Annotated in this window: 11 protein-coding genes; all 11 read right to left on the bottom strand. The window is 41.1% G+C overall.

The window, feature by feature from the left end:
* Nucleotides 1-68 precede the first annotated feature (68 nt).
* The 11 genes from dnaJ to padA all read right to left on the bottom strand — a co-directional run bounded on the left by dnaJ (nt 69) and on the right by padA (nt 22,336).
* Nucleotides 69-1,205: a molecular chaperone DnaJ gene (gene dnaJ / locus CO686_RS01150; protein ID WP_049500972.1), complete on the bottom strand. Its 1,137-nt coding sequence runs from the start codon at nt 1,203-1,205 to the stop codon at nt 69-71.
* 214 nt (nt 1,206-1,419) lie between these two features.
* Nucleotides 1,420-2,052 carry a DJ-1/PfpI family protein gene (locus CO686_RS01140; RefSeq protein WP_000756344.1) on the bottom strand — a complete coding sequence of 211 codons (633 nt, stop codon included), beginning with the start codon at nt 2,050-2,052 and terminating at the stop codon, nt 1,420-1,422.
* 239 nt (nt 2,053-2,291) lie between these two features.
* The gene (dnaK, locus tag CO686_RS01135; protein ID WP_049520673.1) at nt 2,292-4,115 is read right to left on the bottom strand and encodes a molecular chaperone DnaK; all 1,824 of its coding nucleotides are present in this window, start codon (nt 4,113-4,115) and stop codon (nt 2,292-2,294) included.
* Between the two features lie 375 nt (nt 4,116-4,490).
* Nucleotides 4,491-5,006 (bottom strand): nucleotide exchange factor GrpE, encoded by a 516-nt coding sequence (grpE, locus tag CO686_RS01125; RefSeq protein ID WP_000046025.1) that lies wholly within the window; start codon nt 5,004-5,006, stop codon nt 4,491-4,493.
* A 26-nt stretch (nt 5,007-5,032) separates the two neighbouring features.
* The gene (gene hrcA, locus CO686_RS01120) at nt 5,033-6,067 is read right to left on the bottom strand and encodes a heat-inducible transcriptional repressor HrcA (protein ID WP_000255743.1); all 1,035 of its coding nucleotides are present in this window, start codon (nt 6,065-6,067) and stop codon (nt 5,033-5,035) included.
* Nucleotides 6,068-6,229: 162 nt separating this feature from the next.
* Nucleotides 6,230-6,739, bottom strand: coding sequence for a DUF2812 domain-containing protein (locus CO686_RS01115; protein ID WP_049550486.1), 510 nt, complete (start codon nt 6,737-6,739; stop codon nt 6,230-6,232).
* Between the two features lie 34 nt (nt 6,740-6,773).
* Complete coding sequence (locus CO686_RS10540) at nt 6,774-7,349, bottom strand: DUF2812 domain-containing protein (RefSeq protein ID WP_000412846.1); 576 nt, start codon at nt 7,347-7,349, stop codon at nt 6,774-6,776.
* Nucleotides 7,349-7,669, bottom strand: coding sequence for a PadR family transcriptional regulator (locus CO686_RS01105; RefSeq protein WP_000423978.1), 321 nt, complete (start codon nt 7,667-7,669; stop codon nt 7,349-7,351). The genes CO686_RS10540 and CO686_RS01105 overlap by 1 nt, the downstream gene beginning before the upstream one ends.
* Before the next feature lie 157 nt (nt 7,670-7,826).
* Nucleotides 7,827-11,684 (bottom strand): LPXTG-anchored SHIRT domain periscope protein, encoded by a 3,858-nt coding sequence (locus CO686_RS01100; RefSeq protein ID WP_096753411.1) that lies wholly within the window; start codon nt 11,682-11,684, stop codon nt 7,827-7,829.
* Between the two features lie 365 nt (nt 11,685-12,049).
* Entirely contained in the window at nt 12,050-13,639 is a 1,590-nt protein-coding gene (locus CO686_RS01095; RefSeq protein WP_096753410.1) for a G5 domain-containing protein, read from the bottom strand.
* 75 nt (nt 13,640-13,714) lie between these two features.
* Nucleotides 13,715-22,336: an LPXTG-anchored isopeptide-forming adhesin PadA gene (gene padA, locus CO686_RS01090; protein WP_096753409.1), complete on the bottom strand. Its 8,622-nt coding sequence runs from the start codon at nt 22,334-22,336 to the stop codon at nt 13,715-13,717.
* Nucleotides 22,337-22,376: the final 40 nt, after the last annotated feature.

The following is a 22,376-nucleotide window of genomic DNA, read 5'->3' as shown; positions in this document are numbered from 1 at the left end:
TAGAAAATGATTTTTCGACGCTAAATTTTCAAAGATAACACAAAAAGAGCCAATCGGCTCTTTTTACGTTATTCTCCTTCAAAGGCATCTTTAATATGGTCAAAGAAGCCTTTTTTCTTTGGATTGACTTTCAAATCACCTGCAGCTGCGAATTCTTTAAGCGCTGCTTTTTGGCGTTCGTTCAAACCTGTCGGAGTCACGACATTAACTGTAACGTATTGGTCCCCAACAGCGCCACCACGAAGGCTCGGTGCTCCCTTGCCACGTAGACGGAATTTCTTGCCAGTCTGAGTGCCTTCTGGAATAACCAATTCGACAGCACCATGCACGGTTGGAATTTCCACAGTATCTCCTAGAGCTGCTTGGACAATATTAAGATTTAACTTGTAGAAAATGGTTGTTCCTTCACGTTCAAATTTATCACTAGCTTCAACAGAAACCACCACGTACAAGTCCCCGTAAGGTCCACCATTAAAGCCTGCTTCACCTTGACCCGCTAGACGGATTTGTTGGCCAGTTTCCACACCAGCAGGGATTTTTACATGTACGCTATGAGCTTGCTTTTCATGACCTGTTCCGTGACATGTAGTACATGGATCTTTGATTTCTTTTCCACGACCATGACAGACATCACAGGTTACTTGGCGACGCATCATACCAAGAGGAGTCTGCGTATCGACGTTAATAACACCAGCACCATGACAGCGTCCACAGGTGACTGGACTTGTTCCTGGCTTAGCACCAGATCCGTTACAGGTACGACAGCTGGCTTCACGATTGTATTTAACTTCTTTTTCCGTTCCGAAGATGGCTTCTTCAAAAGTCAAATTCACACGGTACTGGAGGTCGTCACCTTGACGAGGAGCGTTTGGATTGCGCGAAGCTCCGCCTCCTCCGAAAAAACTTGAGAAGATATCTTCAAAACCACCGAAGCCACCTGCTCCGTCGAAACCACCAAAACCGCCTGCACCACCAAAGCCACCATTAGCACCAGCAGCACCATATTGATCGTAGGCTGCACGTTTTTGGTCATCACTCAAAGTCTCATAGGCTTCTTGAACTTCCTTGTATTTTTCCTCAGCACCAGGCTCCTTGTTGATATCCGGGTGATATTTTTTTGAAAGCTTACGATAAGCCTTTTTGATCTCGTCTGCCGAAGCGTTTTTTGACACCCCCAGACGATCATAAAATTCAGTATTGTTCATACAAGATACTAAGAGCGAACAGAAAGCGACTGAAATTTAGGAAACCGACAAGAAATCCTGATTTCTTAGGAGGTTTATCTAATTTCCAAGCTTTCCGCTCGAGTTCAATTTCTCGAATGCTCTTTGTCCTTTCTTTCAAATTAAGTAAGAAATTCTGGAACCCGTGTTCAGTTGCGAACACCCTTGTTCCTTTCTATAGTTTATAAGTAAATCATTAGAGGGTATTTTCTATACTCTGCTTCACTTCATCAAACTCTTTGTCCGATAGAGTAAAAATCAAATCCTCTTCTGAAAATTCGTTCTGTTCTTTAAAATAGTTGTCAGTATTTTCTGCCAAATCTAGACTAAGAATCACTTTTCTTGCAAACTCTTGATGTGCAAAACCGATAGCCGTAATGATATTTTTATCTTGCACAAGAACTTTGGGTTGGAAATTTTCACGTGGAAGAAATTCAAAATAGTCAAAGAAGTTTTGCCAAATTCCACCTGTAAATTTCGTATCATTCAACAAACCTGCTTTTGCCAATAAAAGGGGCGCTGAAGAAATGGCTGCAATTAGAATTTCCTTTTTATCAAGTCCCTTCAAAAACGAATTTAATTTTTCATCCTGTAGAGCAGGCCCTATATTTGCCATTCCTGGTAAAATGACACAAGAATACTCTTCTATATGTACTTGATCCAATGTTTTTGTAGGTTGGCAAGGCAAACCATCTTCAGAAATAACAATTGAATTATCTGAAGCCACATAATCAATCGTGATGTCAAAAGACAGAGCTAAAGTACTCGTTAAAGTGGTTATCTCATAAAGAGAAAAATTAGGATAAATGATACAAAGTACTTTTTTCATAAACGACACCCTCTATTTTATCGAAAAACAGAGGCTGGGTTGCAACCTCTGGATTTCTTCCTATCATTACGACGTTCTAAAACAAAGTCGTTTATACTTTGTTTTAGAACTAGTAAGGCGTTTAGGCAAATCGCCATAGCGATTGCCGTAGAATGACATTCACTTTAGTGATTAGTCATTCTTAACTACCTCGCTCTCCTGATTTTCAAGCTCGGGATAAAATAGTCCACTGGACTATTTTATTTTTCCGTAAACTCTCCGTCTACGACGTCATCGCCTGCGTTTCCTGTTGTTTGTGCGCCTTCTGCTCCTGCTTGAGCTTGTTGGGCTGCAGCGGCTTGTTCGTAAAGTTTAACAGCAAGTCCTTGAGCTTTTTCGTTCAAAGCTTCAAGTTTTGCTTTCATTTCGTCCAAGTTGTTGTCTTCTTGGGCTTTCTTAAGCTCATCAAGGGCAGCTTGTGCAGCATCACGTTCTGCATCGAAGCCTTTGCCTTCAGTTTCTTTGATTGTCTTTTCAGTCGCAAAGATAGCTTGGTCTACTTCGTTACGAAGGTCTACTTCTTCTTTACGTTTTTTATCTGCTTCAGCATTCGCTTCAGCATCCTTCATCATGCGGTCGATTTCTTCGTCTGTCAAACCTGAGTTAGATTGGATAACAATGGTTTGTTCTTTTTGAGTTCCAAGATCTTTGGCCTTAACAGATACGATACCGTTCTTATCGATGTCAAATGTTACTTCGATTTGAGGAATTCCACGAGGTGCAGCTGGGATGTCTGTCAATTGGAAACGTCCAAGAGTCTTGTTATCTGCTGCCATTGGGCGTTCACCTTGAAGAACGTGGATATCAACGGCTGGTTGGTTGTCTGCTGCAGTTGAGAAGACTTGTGATTTAGATGTTGGAATCGTAGTGTTGCGATCGATAAGTTTTGTGAAGACGCCACCCATTGTTTCGATACCAAGTGACAATGGTGTTACATCAAGAAGGACAACGTCTTTAACATCACCAGTGATTACACCACCTTGGATAGCAGCACCCATGGCAACAACTTCGTCAGGGTTTACTGATTTGTTTGGTTCTTTACCAGTTTCAGCTTTCACAGCTTCTACAACGGCTGGGATACGAGTTGAACCACCAACAAGGATAACTTCGTCGATTTCTGACAAGCTCAAACCTGCATCTGAAAGGGCTTGACGAACTGGAACTTTTGTACGTTCAACAAGATCACGAGTCAAATCGTCAAATTTCGCACGAGTCAAGGTCATTTCCAAGTGAAGAGGTCCAGCCTCACCTGCAGTGATGAATGGCAAGCTGATTTGAGTTGAAGTTACACCAGAAAGGTCTTTCTTAGCTTTTTCAGCTGCATCTTTCAAACGTTGCATTGCCATCTTGTCAGTAGACAAGTCAATACCATTTTCTTTCTTGAATTCTGCTACCAAGTGATCGATAATTTTTTGGTCAAAATCGTCACCACCGAGTTTGTTGTCCCCTGCAGTTGACAATACATCGAAGACACCGTCACCCAATTCAAGGATAGATACGTCAAATGTACCACCACCAAGGTCGAATACCAAGATTTTTTCTTCTTTGTCAGTTTTGTCCAAACCGTAAGCAAGAGCTGCTGCAGTTGGTTCATTGACGATACGTTCTACTTCAAGACCAGCGATTTTACCAGCGTCTTTAGTTGCTTGACGTTGAGCGTCGTTGAAGTAAGCTGGGACTGTGATAACTGCTTTGGTTACTTTTTCACCAAGGTATTCTTCAGCGTAACCTTTCAAGTATTGAAGAATCATAGCTGAGATTTCTTGTGGAGTATATTCTTTTCCATTTGCAGAAACTTTTTCAGAAGTTCCCATCTTAGATTTGATAGAGATAACTGTATCTGGGTTTGTGACTGCTTGACGTTTCGCAGCGTCACCAACAATGATTTCTCCGTTTTTGAATGATACTACAGATGGAGTTGTGCGGTTTCCTTCTGGGTTTGCGATGATTTTGCTTTCAGTTCCTTCAAGAACTGCAACTGCTGAGTTTGTTGTACCTAAGTCAATACCGATAATTTTAGACATGTGTTTTTCTCCTTAAATTTTAATTCGAATTTTGATTTTTTGATATTTCCCTTAAGTGGTGGGGACGTGAGCAACTCCCTTCGGGATTTCATCACTTATTTTTGAGCCTATTGTCTCAAAAATCCCCTGTTTCAGTAGCAAAAGCTACTGAAACTTTCACCACGGCGGGCAATATCTTCCTTGCAAGCCTCCGGCTTGCTTTTTATCTTTCTTTCATAGTTTATTGTCGTTTCGGACAAGTTTTCAATGTATATATGTTACGACACGAGGAGTCGAAATCGATATTATTTCGACGACGAGTTAGTAAGGAGGCTAGGCAAACGCCATAGCGATTGCCGTTTTCTGACGAGTTGCTTCAGCAACCATCAGAATTGCCTAGTTATATACTACTACCATGGCTGGGCGTAGGATGCGGTCATGGAGTTTGTAGCCTTTTTGAAAGACTTGGGCGATGGTATCTGCTGGATGTTCATCATCTGCTGGGAGAGTTTGGATGGCCATATGATAGTTATGGTCAAATTCGCCGTCAGCTGCGATTTCTTCGATTCCTTCTTCTTTCAAAGCGTAAACCAAGCTTTCTTGCACCATCTCCAATCCTTTTTTAACATCGTCTGTCAAACCTTCAACGGCTAGTGCACGTTCTAAGTTGTCGAGCGATGGTAAGATTGCTTTTGCCAGGTCTTGGCTACGATAACGTTGCAAGTTTTGACGTTCTTCATTGGCACGGCGTTGAATATTTTGCATTTCTGCATGAGCGCGAAGGTATTTATTTTCAAACTCATCTGCACGTTCATTTGCCAAGTCCAACTCTGACTTTTCAGGAGTTGTTTCTTCAGTTGTTTCCACAACTTCCTCTTCTTTCATTTCTTCATTTTTTATATCTTGGGCCATTTTCGCCTCCTTTAATGATTTCAATCTTAATGTACTTCGTAATGATTACTGCTGAGGTAGCGGTAAAAATCTGTCAACTTCATGGTCAAAACACGATTGACAACATTGACTTGATTGACCAATTGCTGGTAGTCCAGATTGACCGGACCGATAATCGCTAGAATTCCAAAACCTCGATAAGGAATTAGGAATTTACTGCTAATCACTGCTAGGTTAGCTAGACAGGATTCCTGACTGTCCGCAACACGAACATTTTGCATCTGATCTTCATGCAGACCCTCACGAATCTCCAGAGCCACCTTTTGTGGATGATCAAAGAACTGATAGGCTGCTAGATTAGCAAAATTCAAGAGATTGACTTTTCCCGACACCACAATATTTTCGTTGAACATTTCTTTAAAGATGTGTTCAAAGAGATCCATGACATTGTCCGTTGTTGTAAAGTAACGTTGGATAATCTGTGGAATCTCCGTCCGAATCTTATAATGAATGTCCAGAACAGTGTGACCAAGGAAACGTTCCTGAATGATGCTCTTCAGTTTCAGCAAATCTTCCTGCAAGAAGTTCCTTGGAATCAAAAACTGACTGGTAACCGTTCGAGACTCGTCTAAGGTAAATACTGCCAAGGCTGTATGTTGTCCCAAAACAACGATATCAAAGGCTGTCAACCGCTGTCTGCTCGGCTCAACATCCAGTGCTACTACCGTACAGCCGCTCAGGTCTGTCAATAGATTAGCAGCCTCTTGCAGAATATCCTCCAGTTTGAAGAACTCCTGATCAAAGGCTTTGACAATCTCGTATACCTCATTTTCAGCCAGTCTGTCAAAAGCAAGCGAGTGTTTCACATAGTACTGAAATCCCGCGACACTTGGCATCCGACCGCTTGAGGTATGAGCCTTCTCAAGCAAACCCTGCTTCTCTAGAGCTGCCATGTCATTACGAATGGTAGCACTACTAGAATTGATAGACTCTTGTAGCGCCTTGGATCCGACAGGTTCGTGCGTTTTGGTAAAGATGTCAATAATCAGATTTAAAATATCCTGCTGACGCTCTGTAACCATCTCATCACTCCTCTCTGTCCGATTGATTAGCACTCTATGTACCCAAGTGCTAACTCATGATTCTATTATACACCCTTAGAAGAGAATGTCAAGATAAAAACTCAAAAATTAGCACTCTTTTACCAAGAGTGCTAAAAATCAGTCTGAAGACCTAGAACCTTGCTACTCATCTACCTGGTATTTCCTTTTAAGTCTGAAAAAACCATAGATTAGATAAGAAATTAAGCAAGTGTATAAAACGAAAATAATAAAGAAAGACTGAGACAAGTTCTCTCGATACAAACTCATGCAAACAACAAGACCACCTGAGAAAGCGGCTATACAGGAACGAAGTCTAGACCGCATAGCTTCCCATCTAAGAGCATTACGCATATAGACTTTCTCCTCTGAAAGTATATCAGAAGTTGGTTTACGAAGAATTGAATAAAAACCTGTTTCTATCAATTCCCAACCGCTATTTCTAAAATCTTGCAGTTCATGCTTATACTTTTTAAGAAATCTAGAATCATAGATATGATAGATGACATCATCTGGTTGGCATTGTTCAAAATAGAAAAAACCAAAACGGTTAGTTCTATATCTCCGACCTTTCAAGTGCATCTCATGTAAATATTCTTCTTCCTTGTCCAAATCAACAATGGTGAAAATCCTAAATTGTACTTTGCTATTCATTGTCTTACCTCCAAATTAGAAAACAGGCATTGTTTCATTTATCAGATAATTCTTTCCACTTTTGAAACAATCTCCCAAAAATATAAGAAATCTGAATCGCAAAAATAATCAATAAAACACAATCTATTATGAAAATCAAAAACAATTCCCAACTGAAAGAACTAGCTCCACTGACAAACTTTGAGAAAACCGGTAGTAGAGCTAAAAACAGAAGCAAAATAGGAAGCATACGCATTATTAAAATCCGTTTGACCACAGCTAACTTCCCGGCCGCGTCATTATAAATTTCAAACTCGGCATCCGATTCAATTTCAAAATGTACTTTTCTAAAGTAGGAAAAACCATTAAAGTCTGTAATATGCTCCCAGCCATAGTCTTTAAATAGTTGTAAATAGGAGGCTCTCTCTGATTTTTTCATGGGATAAAAGTCCAACTGATAAGACACCTGCTCCGGTTGGCACTTTTCAAAAGTATACTTAACCGCAACTACTAAGTTAGAGTAGCTTACTTCCTTAAGTTTCCAGCCCTTAGCATGCATTTCTCCAAGGTATAAAGCCTCTTTATCATAATCTGCAATTGTAGATATCCGATATACAACCTTCTTTTCCATCATACTTCCTCCCGACTATTTCTATAGAGCCGTTCAATACGTTTCAATTCAATATCTAAGACTTTTCGTCCCAAGTCTGTGATCTGATAGATTTTACGTTTTTCCTCTTCCCGGATAAAGGAAATCAAGCCATCCTTTTCCATCTTTGACAAGGTCCCATACATAGTTCCAGGACTAATCGAAACTTGCGAATCTGTCATCTCCTTGACCTTTTGTGTGATACCATATCCATGGTTCTCCTTCTGTAAACAAAACAAGATATAAAAACCTGTTTCAGTCATGGGAAGGTAAACACGCCTGATTTTATCTGTTAATTCCATTTATTCACACCTCCTATTCAGTTCGATATATCGCATCTCGTTATATAAACTATATCACAGCTCGATATAAAATGCAAGAAAAAGAGAGAACGATTTCTCGTTCTCTCTTCTTAGGCTCAGGAATTAAGAAGTCATTTTGTTATTTCCTAAGAGTGGCTTAATCTTTCTTGCGAAGGATAAAAGCTGCTAGGCTTGCAAAGGCAAGACCGATGATTGAAAGAAGACCAGATACTGCTGAACCCGTGTTTGGTAACAAGTTCTGATTTTGACTACTTCCTTCTTCTGGTTGACTATTATTTCCAGAATCTTTAATTGGGGCCGGAGTGAATTCCCAGGTGCCTACGAAGTGTGCGTCTGCTCCATTGATGGTTTCAGATGTCTTGTCATAAGACTTGAAGCTCCATGTGCCTTCTGCTGTCTTCACTTCAGTTTGACTTGGTTGCGTCGGAATCGCTTGGCTACCATCTTTCAAGTCTGTTTGGTCTGCTGGAAGCAAGGCTTTTACTTCTTGTGGAAGTTCTTTACCTGGAGTTCCACTGACAAACTCGTGAACCGCTTTATGAGTCACTGTTGGAACTGGAGTTGCTGTAAATTCCCATGTACCTATAAACTTAACATCTGATCCATTAATTGTTTCCGATGTCTTATCGTAGGACTTGAAGCTCCAGGTACCTTCTGCTGTCCTAACTTCTGTTTGGCTTGGTTGCGTTGGTGTTGCTTGGCTACCATCTTTCAAGCCTGTTTGGTCTGCTGGAAGCAAGACTTTCACTTCTTGCGGAAGTTCTTTACCTGGGGTTCCGCTGACAAACTCATGAACCACTTTATGAGTCACTGTTGGAACTGGAGTTGCTGTAAATTCCCATGTACCTATAAACTTAACATCTGATCCATTAATTGTTTCCGATGTCTTATCGTAGGACTTGAAGCTCCATGTGCCTTCTGATGTCTTAACCTCTGTTTGACTTGGTTGCGTTGGCGTTGCTTGGCTGCCATCTTTCAAGTTTGTTTGGTCTGCTGGAAGCAAAACTTTAACTTCTTGTGGAAGTTCTTTACCTGGAGTTCCGCTGACAAACTCGTGAACCACTTTATGAGTCACTGTTGGAACTGGAGTTGCTGTAAATTCCCATGTACCTATAAACTTAACATCTGATCCATTAATTGTTTCCGATGTCTTATCGTAGGACTTGAAGCTCCATGTTCCTTCTGCTGTCTTAACCTCTGTTTGACTTGGTTGTGTTGGTGTTGCTTGGCTGCCATCTTTCAAGTTTGTTTGGTCTGCTGGAAGAAGGGCCTTCACTTCTTGTGGAAGCTCTTTACCCGGAGTTCCGCTGACAAACTCGTGAACTGCTTTATGAGTCACTGTTGGAACTGGGCTTGCTGTAAACTCCCATGTACCTACAAACTTAGCATCTAATCCATTAATTGTTTCCGATGTCTTATCGTAGGACTTGAAGCTCCAGGTACCTTCTGCTGTCCTAACTTCTTTTTGGCTTGGTTGCGTTGGTGTTGCTTGGCTACCATCTTTCAAGTCTGTTTGGTCTGCTGGAAGCAGGGTTTTCACTTCTTGTGGAAGTTCTTTGCCTGGAGTTCCGCTGACAAACTCGTGAGTTGCCTTATGAGTCACTGTTGACGCTGGAGTGAATTCCCAGGTACCGATAAAGTGGACATCCGCTCCATTGATGGTTTCTGATGCCTTGTCATAGGACTTGAAGCTCCATGTACCTTCCGCGGTCTTAACCTCTGTTTGACTTGGTTGTGTTGGTGTTGCTTGGCTGCCATCTTTCAAGTTTGTTTGGTCTGCTGGAAGAAGGGCTTTTACTTCTTGCGGAAGTTCTTTTTCTGGCGTTCCGCTGACAAATTCATGTGTTGCCTTGTAAGTTGGCGCTGGGGTGAATTCCCAGGTGCCTACGAAGTGTACGTCTGCTCCATTAATAGTTTCAGAAGTCTTGTCATAGAACTTGAAGCTCCAAGTGCCTTCTGCTGTCTTAACTTCTGTTTGACTTGGTTGCGTTGGCGTTGCTTGGCTACCATCTTTTAAGTCTGTTTGGTCTGATGGAAGCAAGTCTTTCACTTCTTGTGGAAGTTCTTTACCTGGAGTTCCGCTGACAAACTCATGTGTTGCCTTGTAGGTTGGCGCTGGGGTGAATTCCCAGGCTCCTACGAAGTGTGCGTCTGCTCCATTGATGGTTTCCGATGTCTTATTGTAGGACTTGAAGCTCCAAGTGCCTTCCGTGGTCTTAACTTCTGTTTGACTTGGTTGCATTGGCGTTGCTTGGCTACCATCTTTCAAGTCTGTTTGGTCTGCTGGAAGTAGGGTTTTCACTTCTTGTGGAAGCTCTTTGCCCGGGGTTCCACTGACAAACTCGTGCGTCGCCTTGTAAGTTGGCGCTGGAGTGAATTCCCAGGCTCCTACAAAGTGTGCGTCTGCTCCATTGATGGTTTCAGATGTCTTGTCATAGGACTTGAAGCTCCATGTACCTTCCGCGGTCTTAACTTCTGTTTGACTTGGTTGTGTTGGCGTTACTTGACTGCCATTAGGTAAATTCTTTTCTGTTGCTGGAAGCAAGTCTTTCACTTCTTGTGGCAACTCTTTACCTGGAGTTCCACTGACAAATTCATGGTGTTTTTCGTAAAGAAGAGCAGTGCTCACCTGATTAGAAGGAGCTGATAAGTTATCAACATGCAAGGTTACAGTATTGTTAATTTTTTCAGGTCCTTTTTCTTCCACTTTTTTGTTGGTAGCTGTTTTATAAGTGATAATAATCTCAGCGGCAGAATTTGATTTTATGTATTCAGGTGTCATTTTAACAGTAACTGTTTGACCTGACTTCTCGATCGTATAGTCACGTCCTTCTTGCAGAGTCACTCCACCTGATTCAACTTTAAGTTCTTTATAGTCCAAGCGATCATCAAAATTTTGAACCATTTCAATAGATGATGGAGCTGCTAAAAGGTCTTTACCTGGAACCGGAACTTTAAAAGTAGCCTTATAAGTTACATCCTGCCCCTCTTTAGCTGGAATCTCAGTTGGTTCCACCTCGAGAACTGGACTTGGGTCAAGCTTTTCAACATACAATCCAAATACAGCAGAACAGGTTTCCGTAGATGAATAACCAAAATTCATGCTGTTACTATTTGAACGAAGCGCTAAACCTGAAACATTGTTTTCATAGTAACTACCTCCCGTTATTTGAGTGGCAATCCATGAAGTACGGTCACTTGTTTCTTCCTGTTGCAAGACATTGGCATTGTTCATTAATCGAAGGTTCACATCATTCTTATAGTTTTTTACATAGAAAGTTTCCTTCAAATTGTTTGCATCAATTGCATCAATATCTGTTGGTTTCATGACCAATTTCAAGTCTGTTTCTGTTCCATCAGCATAACGAATTTCTGCTGTAACATCAGCATCAATCCAAAACGCTTTATTCATGATGTAGTCATGATTCGCATCCACATAAGGAACATTCCCAATTTCGAAAGCACTACTTTCCCATAATTCAGAAATTGAGAAAAATTCGACAGTAGATTTTTGAGCACTATTCATTTCAGACTCTGCTTGAGCAGTATTTAGATAGTGAAGAGTTACCTTATTAAATTTTAAATAAGCATCTACTTGCTTACCGTGAACGTTACCAATATTTGTGAATTTTAGAGATAAAGGATTTTCAAAAACTTGATCTTGCTTTTTACTTTTATCTACTTTGAGAGTAAAGTTTTCCATCTCACCTGGATAAGCACCCCCACTTAGATATTCATAATGGGGATTCGATAGATGAAACTGATCAACAGACTGTGATTTAGATAAAACACTAGCATTGTTAATATTTAAATTAAACTTACGAATATCCAAGGTAGAGATATCCGTTCCATTTTTAATCTCTTCTAATGCAGCATAAGACTGAACCGGAAGAAGAAAAATAGAAAAAAGTAAAACGACCAGGCCGATATAAGCCTTTGTTTTTCTACCTAAATTAGTAGAAAACGGCACTTTCATGCCTCTTCTCCATTTCATAATTAACCTCCAAACTAAAAATGATTTGTATACAATCATTTTAAAAAGAAATGTTCACCTCATTCTAACACAAAAAGGGGGCAATTAAAAGTAGATTATAGATAAAAATTTATTATTTTGTATTTCCAGACTGTCAATTTTCGGTGAGAATAATTAAAATATCAAAATTTCAGAACAGGCGTTTACACTATGTAAATAGCCTTTTTATTGTTGAACCTATTATCACTCCATGAGTTTCATAACGTGCTCATACTACACATAAACATTAATATATTTAATTTTTTATAAAAAAGAACCCAAGAATAAATTCTGGGTTCTTTTTAGTATTTCTCGTACAAAAGATGCTTTTGTACAATTAGAGAGCCTTAGTCTTTCTTACGAAGGACAAAAGCAGCTAGACTTGCAAAGGCAAGACCGATGACTGAAAGAAGACTAGATACTGCTGTACCTGTGCTTGGTAGAGCTTTCTTATCTTGACTTGCAGTTTCTTCTTTCTTAGTGCTTTCGGCTTGGTTTCCTGTTGTTGCAGGATCCTTCTTATCACCGTTGGTTGTTGTAGAAGCTACTTTCTTAGTTCCTACTTCAACGATCTCATCTACGGCTGGAGTTGTGATTGTGTTTGATTTCTCAACACGACCTGTCTCTTTTCCATCTGTGTAAGTCACTGTATAAACAATGGTGCGAACACCTTTTTGGCCAGCTGTTTTCACTCGGCGAGTTCCTTCTGGAAGATCTGGATTTGTTACTTCCTTAGTTTGGAAAGCAACTTCTTCTGTCTTGGTCTCTTCCTTAGTCGTTACAACTGGGGCTACTACTTTCTTAGTTCCAACTTCGACAACTTCGTCTACTGCTGGAGTAGTGATTGTGTTTGATTTCACCTCGCGGCCTGTCTCTTTTCCGTCTGTGTAAGTCACTGTTTCAACAATCGTACGAACACCCTTTTGACCAGCTGTCTTCACTCGGCGAACACCTTCAGCTAAGAGTGCATTTTCAACCTCACGAGTCCGGAAGGCAACTTCTTCAGTTTTGGTTACTTCCTTAGTCGTTACAACTGCTTTTGAACCGGTATAAGTAATCTTGTTTTTGGCTGCTTTCTTGGTCTTGCGTGAAACTTCTTTACGAGATTTTTCAACACCATCCACTTTTGTCACTTCATAAGTGACTTCATCGATACCTTCTTCACCTTCTTCAACACGCGTTTGACCTTTATCCAGTGCTGGGTCTACTTTCGTTTCTTCTTTGAAAGCAACTTTTTCCTCTACAGTCACTGTTTCTTTGGTTTCTACACCTGTTTTCTTAGTTCCAACTTCGATGATTTCTTCTACTGGTTCTTTGGTAACTTTCTCGCTTTTCTTAGTACGAGCTGTTTCTTTACCATCTGTCAGTGTGATATCCCAAGTAATGGTCTTAGTACCTTTAACACCCGCTTGTTTCACATTGCGAGTACCTTCTGCAAGATCAGCATTGTTTTCGGTACGAGATGCATAAGGAATCTCTTCTGTTGTAGTGATTTCTTGATGCTCAACTTTTGGTTCCGCTGGTTGTTCTGTCTTACCAGCCAACAAAGCTTCAACCTTGGCTTTCAACTCATTGTAGCGAGCTTCATATGCCACAAAACCTTTTTGACCTTCTGGACTCTTCATTGCCTTCTTTGCGGTAGGAAGGTAGTTAGTAGCTTCCGCCAAACTATCTTCTAATCCAGTTTTGTTGTCTTCATCATTAGGATTAGCTTTATAGTCAGCGATGAAAGCCTCTACATCATCAAGCATTCTTTTGAATTTAAGCGCAATGTTTCGCTCTGCTCCATCTGGAATTTCTTCATCTTCCGCCGGTGTTTCTTCTGCATGCACTGTTGGAATTTGATATAGATCTGGAGCTACATGATACGTTGCTACTCCAAGAGCGTTTAAAGCAAGTATTGAAATCCCTAACTTTAATAATTTTTTTCTACTCATTCTTTTTCCCTTAACACTTTCAAAATACAGTAAGGAGGAGAGTAAATATTTCTACCCTCCTCTTACTATGCAATCCTATTGTTCAGCTGTGTTTTTCCAAACTAGAAGTCCTGTAAGTCCAAGAATGAGAACTGCAATGACTTCAAAGAGTGTAGAAACTTCAGAACCTGTATTTGGCAAGTTTTTGCCTGGATCTTTTGGTGGAACTTCCCCCTCAGAAGGTGGAATATTTGGAGCCGGTGGTGTTACCGGTGTTGGTGGGAACACCACAACTGTGTTGGTAGATTGTGGGGTGTGATTGAAGCTTACTGTAGCTGTATTTGATACACCGTCCTGATACTTAGCGAAGTCTGTTCCTTCTTTGAAGTTTGTGTAAAGAACGAGAGTTACTTTACTTCCCTTCAAGGCTTCAAGAACATCCTTGTCGCTGATTTCAAGAGTCACAAGATTTTCAGTTTCATCGTAAGTAACAGTAGCAATTGCTTCCAACTCTTTACCTACTAATTCACCGCGGTCATTTGAAGACTTACTCAATTTATCAATAGCTGCTTGAAGCTTAGTTTGAGCTTCTTTTAGTTTCTTGATTTCATTTTCAAGTTTCTCTTGTTGTTGTTTCTTATCAGCTGGTGCTAATTCTGCTTCTTTCTCTGCTGGTGCTTGAAGTTTAGCCAAGTTTTCTTCAGCTGCTTTCAACTCTACTTCCAAGCTTGCAAGATCTTGACTTGATTCGCTAGTTGCAGGTTTATTATCTTCTGTTGCAGAAGAATCAGATGTAGCTGGTGTTGTAGTTTCAGCTGGTTTAGCTGGCTGCGCTGCCTTAGCTGCTTCCAACTTCGCTTTCAATTCAGCCACTTTCGCTTCCGCCACTTTCAAATCTTCCTTCTTGTTAGCCTCTGTTGAAGTCTCATCAGTTGACTTACCTGTCAAAGCTTTGAGTTCTTTCTCAGACTGTTCAAGTTGGGCTTGAAGAGTTGCTTTGATCTTGTCAAATTGAGCGTTTTCAACTTTGAGGGCGATGCGGTCAAGGTTCACTTTGAGGACTTGATTGATTTTATCACTGATTGTGAAGTTCGTCAATTCCGTCTTCTTGATGCGACCGTACTCATCTTTCAAGGCATTTCCATTTTCATCCTTAGGATCTGCAGGAACGAGCGTTGAAATGTCGAAGCGGAATGTTTCATCTGCTTCTTTCAATCTGTAACCACCAGTTGGATTTGATCCATCTTCTGGTCCAACAGTCTTAGAAGGTTCATTTGGTTTTGGTTCAGTTGGTTTTTCTGGGTCACGTGGTTTCACCGTTACCGGTTTTGATTCCTTGCTGCCAGATTGACCATTGGCATCCTTGAAGTTAACACTTACTTTGTTTGGTACCAATTGATCCTTATAAGGAGTCAAATCGCTATGCGCTTTGAGTTTAGCTGGGATGTACAATTGAATCTCTTTGAAGCCTTTTAGTCGAGCGAAATCTTTCACTTTTACAGTGACAGTGTTTCCTTCAACACTTGTTTCAAGAGCTCCATTTGCATCACGACCGTCCACATAGGCTACTGGCGTATCAGCGATTGCCAAAACAGATTCAAGTGTATCTGTTACGGTGAACTCTTTGTACTTATCAATATCTTTTGGTAAAGCTGTATTGACATTGTACATGTAAGGTGCATCGTATTCGACATCCAAGTGGTCCAAGGTACGGTTGATTTTCTTCGTAATTTCTGGTTCTGGTTCTTTTGGAACGATAACCGGAACTTTATTCGAGTCTTTGTGTAGCCCTGGTCTATTTGGAATGTTTGCATCATAAGAAGCCGTATTTGGAACAGTGAATCCACGATCTGTTAGATATGGAGTCAAATAAGCTCCCGCTTTAATCTTAGCAGTGAAGCTCAATTCAACAGCTTGACCGCCATTGGCTTTCACTTGTTCCTTTGTAAGGGTCAAGGTAATCGTTTGACCTTCTACCTTGATTTGACTAGCATCAAGAGCTTGACCATTCAATTTAGCACTTGAAGTTCCTGCGAATTCAAGAACGTCCACTAGGGTATCTGTGACTGAGAAGGCTGTCGCATCTTGCGCTACACTTGTTTTCACATTGTATGTGAAGACTTGGTCGCGTTTGTCAAGAGTTTCTTCTGCCTTACCGTTCACATCTTTCTTGATCTCTGGCTCGTCTGGTGTTGGTGGCGTTACTGGAACTTCGTTAGAGTCCTTGTGCACTCCTGGTTTGTGTGGGAAGCTTGCGTCATAAGAAGCCTTATTCGGAATCTGTGTACGGCCGTCTTCCTTCACATATGCAGACAAGTTAGCGCCGGCTTTGATCTTAGCGTCGAATGTTAATTCAACTGCTTGACCGCCATTTGCTTTCACTTGTTCTTCTGTAAGGGTCAAGGTAATCGTTTGTCCTTCTACCTTGATTTGGCTTGCATCAAGAGCTTGACCATTCAAGGCCGCACTTGATTTACCTGCAAACTCAAGAACATCTTCGATCTTATCGGTTACGCTGAAGGCTGTCGCATCTTGCGCTACACTTGTTTTCACATTGTATGTGAAGACTTCATCACGTTTTGCGAGAGTTTCTTCTGCCTTGCCGTTCACATCTTTCTTGATTTCTGGCTCGTCTGGTGTTGGTGGCGTTACTGGGACTTCGTTAGAGTCCTTGTGCACACCTGGTTTATGTGGGAAGCTTGCGTCATAAGAAGCCTTATTCGGAATCTGTGTACGGCCGTCTTCCTTCACATATGCGGACAAGTTCGCGCCAGCTTTGATCTTCGCGTCGAATGTTAATTCAACTGCTTGACCGCCATTGGCTTTTACTTGTTCCTCTGTAAGCGTCAAGGTAATGGTTTGACCTTCTACGTTGATTTGACTAGCATCAAGAGCTTGACCATTCAATTTAGCACTTGAAGTTCCTGCGAATTCAAGAACGTCTACTAGGGTATCTGTGACTGAGAAGGCTGTCGCATCTTGCGCTACACTTGTTTTCACATTGTATGTGAAGACTTGGTCGCGTTTGTCAAGAGTTTCTTCTGCCTTACCGTTCACATCTTTCTTGATCTCTGGCTCGTCTGGTGTTGGTGGCGTTACTGGAACTTCGTTAGAGTCCTTGTGCACTCCTGGTTTGTGTGGGAAGCTTTCGTCGTAAGAAGCCTTATTCGGAATCTGTGTACGGCCGTCTTCCTTCACATATGCAGACAAGTTAGCGCCGGCTTTGATCTTAGCGTCGAATGTTAATTCAACTGCTTGACCGCCATTTGCTTTCACTTGTTCTTCTGTAAGGGTCAAGGTAATCGTTTGACCTTCTACCTTGATTTGGCTTGCATCAAGAGCTTGACCATTCAAGGTCGCACTTGATTTACCTGAGAACTCAAGAACATCTTCGATCTTATCGGTTACGCTGAAGGCTGTCGCATCTTGCGCTACACTTGTTTTCACATTGTATGTGAAGACTTCATCACGTTTTGCGAGGGTTTCTTCTGCCTTACCGTTCACATCTTTCTTGATTTCTGGCTCTTCTGGTGTTGGAGGTGTTACTGGGACTTCGTTAGAGTCCTTGTGCACACCTGGTTTGTGTGGGAAGCTTGCGTCGTAAGAAGCCTTATTCGGAATCTGTGTACGGCCGTCTTCCTTCACATATGCGGACAAGTTAGCGCCAGCTTTGATCTTCGCGTCGAATGTTAATTCAACTGCTTGACCGCCATTGGCTTTCACTTGGTCTTCTGTAAGCGTCAAGGTAATCGTTTGACCTTCTACCTTGATTTGACTTGCTTCAAGCGCTTGACCATTCAAGGTCGCACTTGATTTACCTGCAAACTCAAGAACATCTTCGATCTTATCGGTTACGCTGAAGGCTGTCGCATCTTGCGCTACACTTGTTTTCACGTTGTATGTGAAGACTTGGTCGCGTTTGTCAAGAGTTTCAGATTCTTTGCCGTTCACATCTTTCTTGATCTCTGGCTCGTCTGGTGTTGGAGGTGTTACTGGGACTTCGTTAGAGTCCTTGTGATATTTCGGATTGTGATCAATATCATAAGAAGCCTTATTCGGAATCTCTGTCTTACCATCTTTATTCACATAAGCTGATAAGTTGGCATTATCTCTAATCTTAGCCTTGAAATTCACTTCAATGGACTTACCTGCATCTGCTTTTACAGAAGCTTCTGTAAAGGCAACTTTGATGACTTGACCAGAAAGTGTCACTGTCGCCTTCGATCCTGCATCCTCACCATCAAGTTTAACAGTGGCTGAAGCATTCTCACCAACAAATTCTAGAACTTCTTTCAACTCGTCTGTCATCTCAAACACAGTTGCGCTGGCAGGCATTGTTGTTTTCAAAGTATAAGTAAACTCTTCATTACGTTTTGCAAGATCATAACGTTCTGCTCCGTTTACTTCCTTCTTAAGCTCTGGAGTAGTGGTTGGTGGTGGTGTAACGGTAACTGGTTTTGATTCTTTCTTAGAATCAGGATTATCATTAATGATGTAGCTAGCAGTATTTGGTACTACCGGCTTGTCTTTTGATTCATTTGGATAAGCTGCTAAGAGTGCATCAAAGGTAATGCCTTCCTTCACCTTAGCCTTAAATGAAACTTGTACAGCTTTACCAGCATATTGTTTCACTTGCTCTTTACCAAATGTGACCGTCAAACGTTGACCTTCTGTTGTTACAGTGAGGTCTTGAACAGCTTGGCCATCAACAGTGACCGTTGCTTCTCCTTCAAATGCCAATTCTTTGACGATATCATCTGAAATGGTGAAGCTATCTGCCACATGTGGAACCGTTGAGTCAATCGTATAAGTAAAGATTTCTGATAACTTACCAAGATCTGCGTGTTCCTGACCATTCACCTTCTTCGTGATTGGTGGTGGTGTAACAGTGACTGGCTTGGTTTCTTTCTCACCTTGTTGGTCATTCTTGTTGGTGTAAGTAATCTTAGCTTTGTTCTCAATAGATGGAACAGTTGAGCCTTTCTTCACTTTGGCATGAATCACGAGCTCTACTTCTTGGTTACCGTAGTCACCCGCATTCGCAAAATCTTTCATCGTTGCAGTCACGGTTTGACCTTGAACTGTTACATCGAAGAATTTCGCTGCCGCTCCCTTGATTTCAGCTTGACCTGAAGTCAAGTTCTCATCCAAGGTATCCGTTACAACGAAGGACTTGTACGTTGTAATATCATTTGGCAATTTCGCTTTGATATTATAAGTAAAGTCGGTTTCCGCACCGATTGTTGCCTCTGTCAGTGTTTCGTTGATTTTCTTATCAACACCTGGTTCTGATGGAGGAGTTACGGTGACAGGTTTCGTTTCTTTTTCTCCGCTATGATCGTTCTTATCTGTGAAGCTGAACTTCGCAGTATTTGGAATGTTGATACGAGTCACTCCATCATTGATCTTAGCCGGAATAATCAATTCCACTTCTTGACCAGCAAGGTCTGTAGCGTTCGCAAACTCCTTCATCGTTGCAGTCACGGTTTGACCCTCAACTGTTACATCGAAGAAGGCTGCAGCTGCTCCTTTGATAACTGGTTTGCTTGAAGTTTCATTGATAACTGACAAATCTCCTTCAAGTGTATCTGTAATCACAAATTTCTTGTAATCTGTAATATCGGTTGGAAGTTTTGTCTTAATGTTGTAGTTATACGCTTGACCTGTCGCGATATCTAAGTGATCAAGAGTTTCATTGATCTTCTTCGTTACAGGAGGTGGCGTTACGGTGACAGGTTTCGATTCAACTTCTTTCTCTACATTATTCTCATTTGTAAAGGAAATAGAAGCCTTGTTTTCAATGGTTGTACCTATCACACCATTTTTAACTTTTGCAGGAATGACTAGTTCAACAGTTGAGTATTTTGCAAGTTCACCAAACTGACCATCCTTCACCGTTGCCGTAATCTCTTGGCCATTGGTGTGGATATCAAAGAGGGCCGCTGCAGAACCTTTAATACTTACGTCTCCTGCAAGTTCCAAATTAGCATCCAGTGTATCACGAATCACAAATTTCTTGTAATTAGCAACATCACTTGGTACTGCTGTTGTAATATTGTAGTTGTATGGTTGCCCATCAAACGTTTGGAAGCTATCCAAGTTTTCATTGATTTTCTTATCAATCGTTGGTTCTTTTGGTTTTGGTGGGGTAACCGTTACTTCGTTAGAGGTTTGTTTCACATCGTTCAAGATCACATCCGCTGTATTTGGTACTTTTACTTGACCATCTTTCTTGTATTTAGAAAGATCAGCACCTTTACGGATTTTCGCCTTAAAGGTTAATTCTACATATTGAATGTCTTTCACCTTACGGCGATTCACTTTACGAGTGATTTTTTCAAGATTAGTTTTGTCTAGTGTCAACGAAACGGTTTGACCTGAAACAGTTGTCGCACCTTTCAAATCAGCGTTATCTTTTCCACCGAGTTTTACATTCAAACTATCTGCTTGAACTTCTAACTCTGGAACAACTGTATCTGTCAGCGTAAAGTTGTCCGCAATACCTGGCCATGGAGCAGTCACCTTGTACTCAAAGAGTTCCTCTTCTGCCTTCAAATCTTCATGTTCTTTGTCATTAACCTTCTTCGTAATTTCGGTTACAACTGGAGGTTTCACGTAAACTGGATTTGAACGGCGAATGGTACTTGGTTTGGTATCTGTCTTGGCATGCGCATCTTGGTTTGGTTGATTGTCATCACCATTCCACATGATGTTCCCTTGGTTTAGGAGACCAAATCCATTACTTTCCTGAAGGAGAGCCATGAATTCTTTACTTGATTGATTATTGCGGTATTGTTCTTTCAAACGAACCTTAATGGTCATTTGAGCTTTCTTCAATACCAAGTAATTATAGTTGGATCCTTTAGCAGGAACATCCGCAACCACGACACTTTGAGGGTTGCCTTCTGAATCATCTTGACTAACTACACGAGTGGTCCATTTTTCTCCATTTGGTCCAGTAGCTGAACTTTCAACCACTTCCAAACGGTAGTCAAGTGGGTCTGTCAACATGACGTTCTTTTCAAATTCGTAGGCTACGTTATTGAAGTTGTAATCAAGAGTATAGGTAAACTCCTCTGCCTTGTCTGACAATTGTGCAGAATAGGCTTTTTTCTTTGTCAAACCAAGCGGGTCATCAATTTCTCCCAAATCATTACTCTTATCTGCGTCGGTAATTCTCTTCGTGACACTTGGGTAACAGTACTCGAGTTTTTGAACTTCAACTTCTTCATTACGTCCACCAATCTTACGGGTTGTAAATTCACCTGTCTTGAAGACACCAGTCAATTCAGGGACTGTAATTGTTTCATTCGTTGGTGTGTAATCAGCTGGCGGATCAACTTCATCCTCTTCATTCGTTTCAGGAGCACGAGCTTCCTTACTCAAATCATAGTCGAAATTGTTATCTCCAGGGTTGAAGACACTATCGGGTACATAGATTGTGACATTGTCACCTTCTTGATTGATTCGACCACGAATTTGTTTTGATGGATCTGTGACTTTTTCAACAACTGTTTTACCATTGATTCGAACAGCATCAACCTTATACCCGGGTGTAACAGTGAACTCACCTTTGATGTCTTCCTTGATCAACGCTGCAGCTACCGATTCTAAAATTCGATTTGAGAACTTATCGATATCGCTTTGTTCATTAACATAGAAGGAAACGTTCTTTCCGTTTACAACCTTGTCTGGTGAAGCCATCGATTGAAGAGCATCATGGAAGATTCCTTGAACTGAACGGTTATCACCGATATTCAATGTTTTTCCAAATCCATTCAAATAAGCAGAACCATATTGGAAGTATGGGTCAGTGAACCCTGCCACTCGCTCCCAGAAACCAATAACTACAGAGCCTTCTGATCCAACAGCATTCTTAAGTGTATTTCCTGCCTCTTTTAACTCGTTTGCACGGCTGACAATATCTTGCGCTGCTTCAGGGAAATAGTTTTGACCAAGTCCCCATGCAGGTTGAATAGCATCTGTTCTTGTCCAGCTCTTGTCCATAACCACTGTGTTAGTCCCTGGCAGACGGTAACCGTTGGCTACCCCATCCGTTACAAGGAGGAATACTGTCTTACGACCATTTTTCATTTCTCCTTTTTGACTGTTATAAGCAGCAAGAGCATCCGTGATACCAGGAACTGTAGGAGTTCCTCCTCCAACAGTAATATTATCAATAAAGCTATGAATAGATTTTTGATCTGATGTTAAATCACTTGAACTAAACTGATAATGTTTACCAGTGATCCCCTCATTTGTATAGGTATCAATCGCTCCTGTGAAGTCCTCATTATCAAAATATCGAACCTGATCCAATCCTTGATAAGCTGAAACGAAGACGCGGTCAGTCGTATCTGGATCACCTGTACTCACTAAATGTGGGTCAGTTTCATTGTACTGTTCAGGTTTCACATAAGTGGTCAAACGCTTCAAGGCATTCTTAACACTAGGAATAGTCTTTTCAAAGGATCCACTCGCATCTTGAAGGATAACTAAGTCGATCGGTTTACGTGGAACTGTCCACTGTGTTTTTTCTGTTTTCTTTACCTTACGATAACATCCATTCTGGATAATTTCTGTGTTCTCTCCTACTTGTCTTGCAGCCCCTTCATCAGCTGATGCACCTCGAGCAAGGAACAGTCCAGCCAATCCTAATGGCACAGAGAGAAACAGAATCATAAACAGAACAGAGACCTTTTTAATGAAATCTCTCATAATTTTCTCTGAAATCCTATTGCGATTTCTTCTTCCTCCT

This window comes from Streptococcus oralis (assembly GCF_002386345.1).
Classification (GTDB): Bacteria; Bacillota; Bacilli; order Lactobacillales; family Streptococcaceae; genus Streptococcus; species Streptococcus oralis_S.
This window is presented reverse-complemented; position numbering and strand designations above follow the sequence as displayed.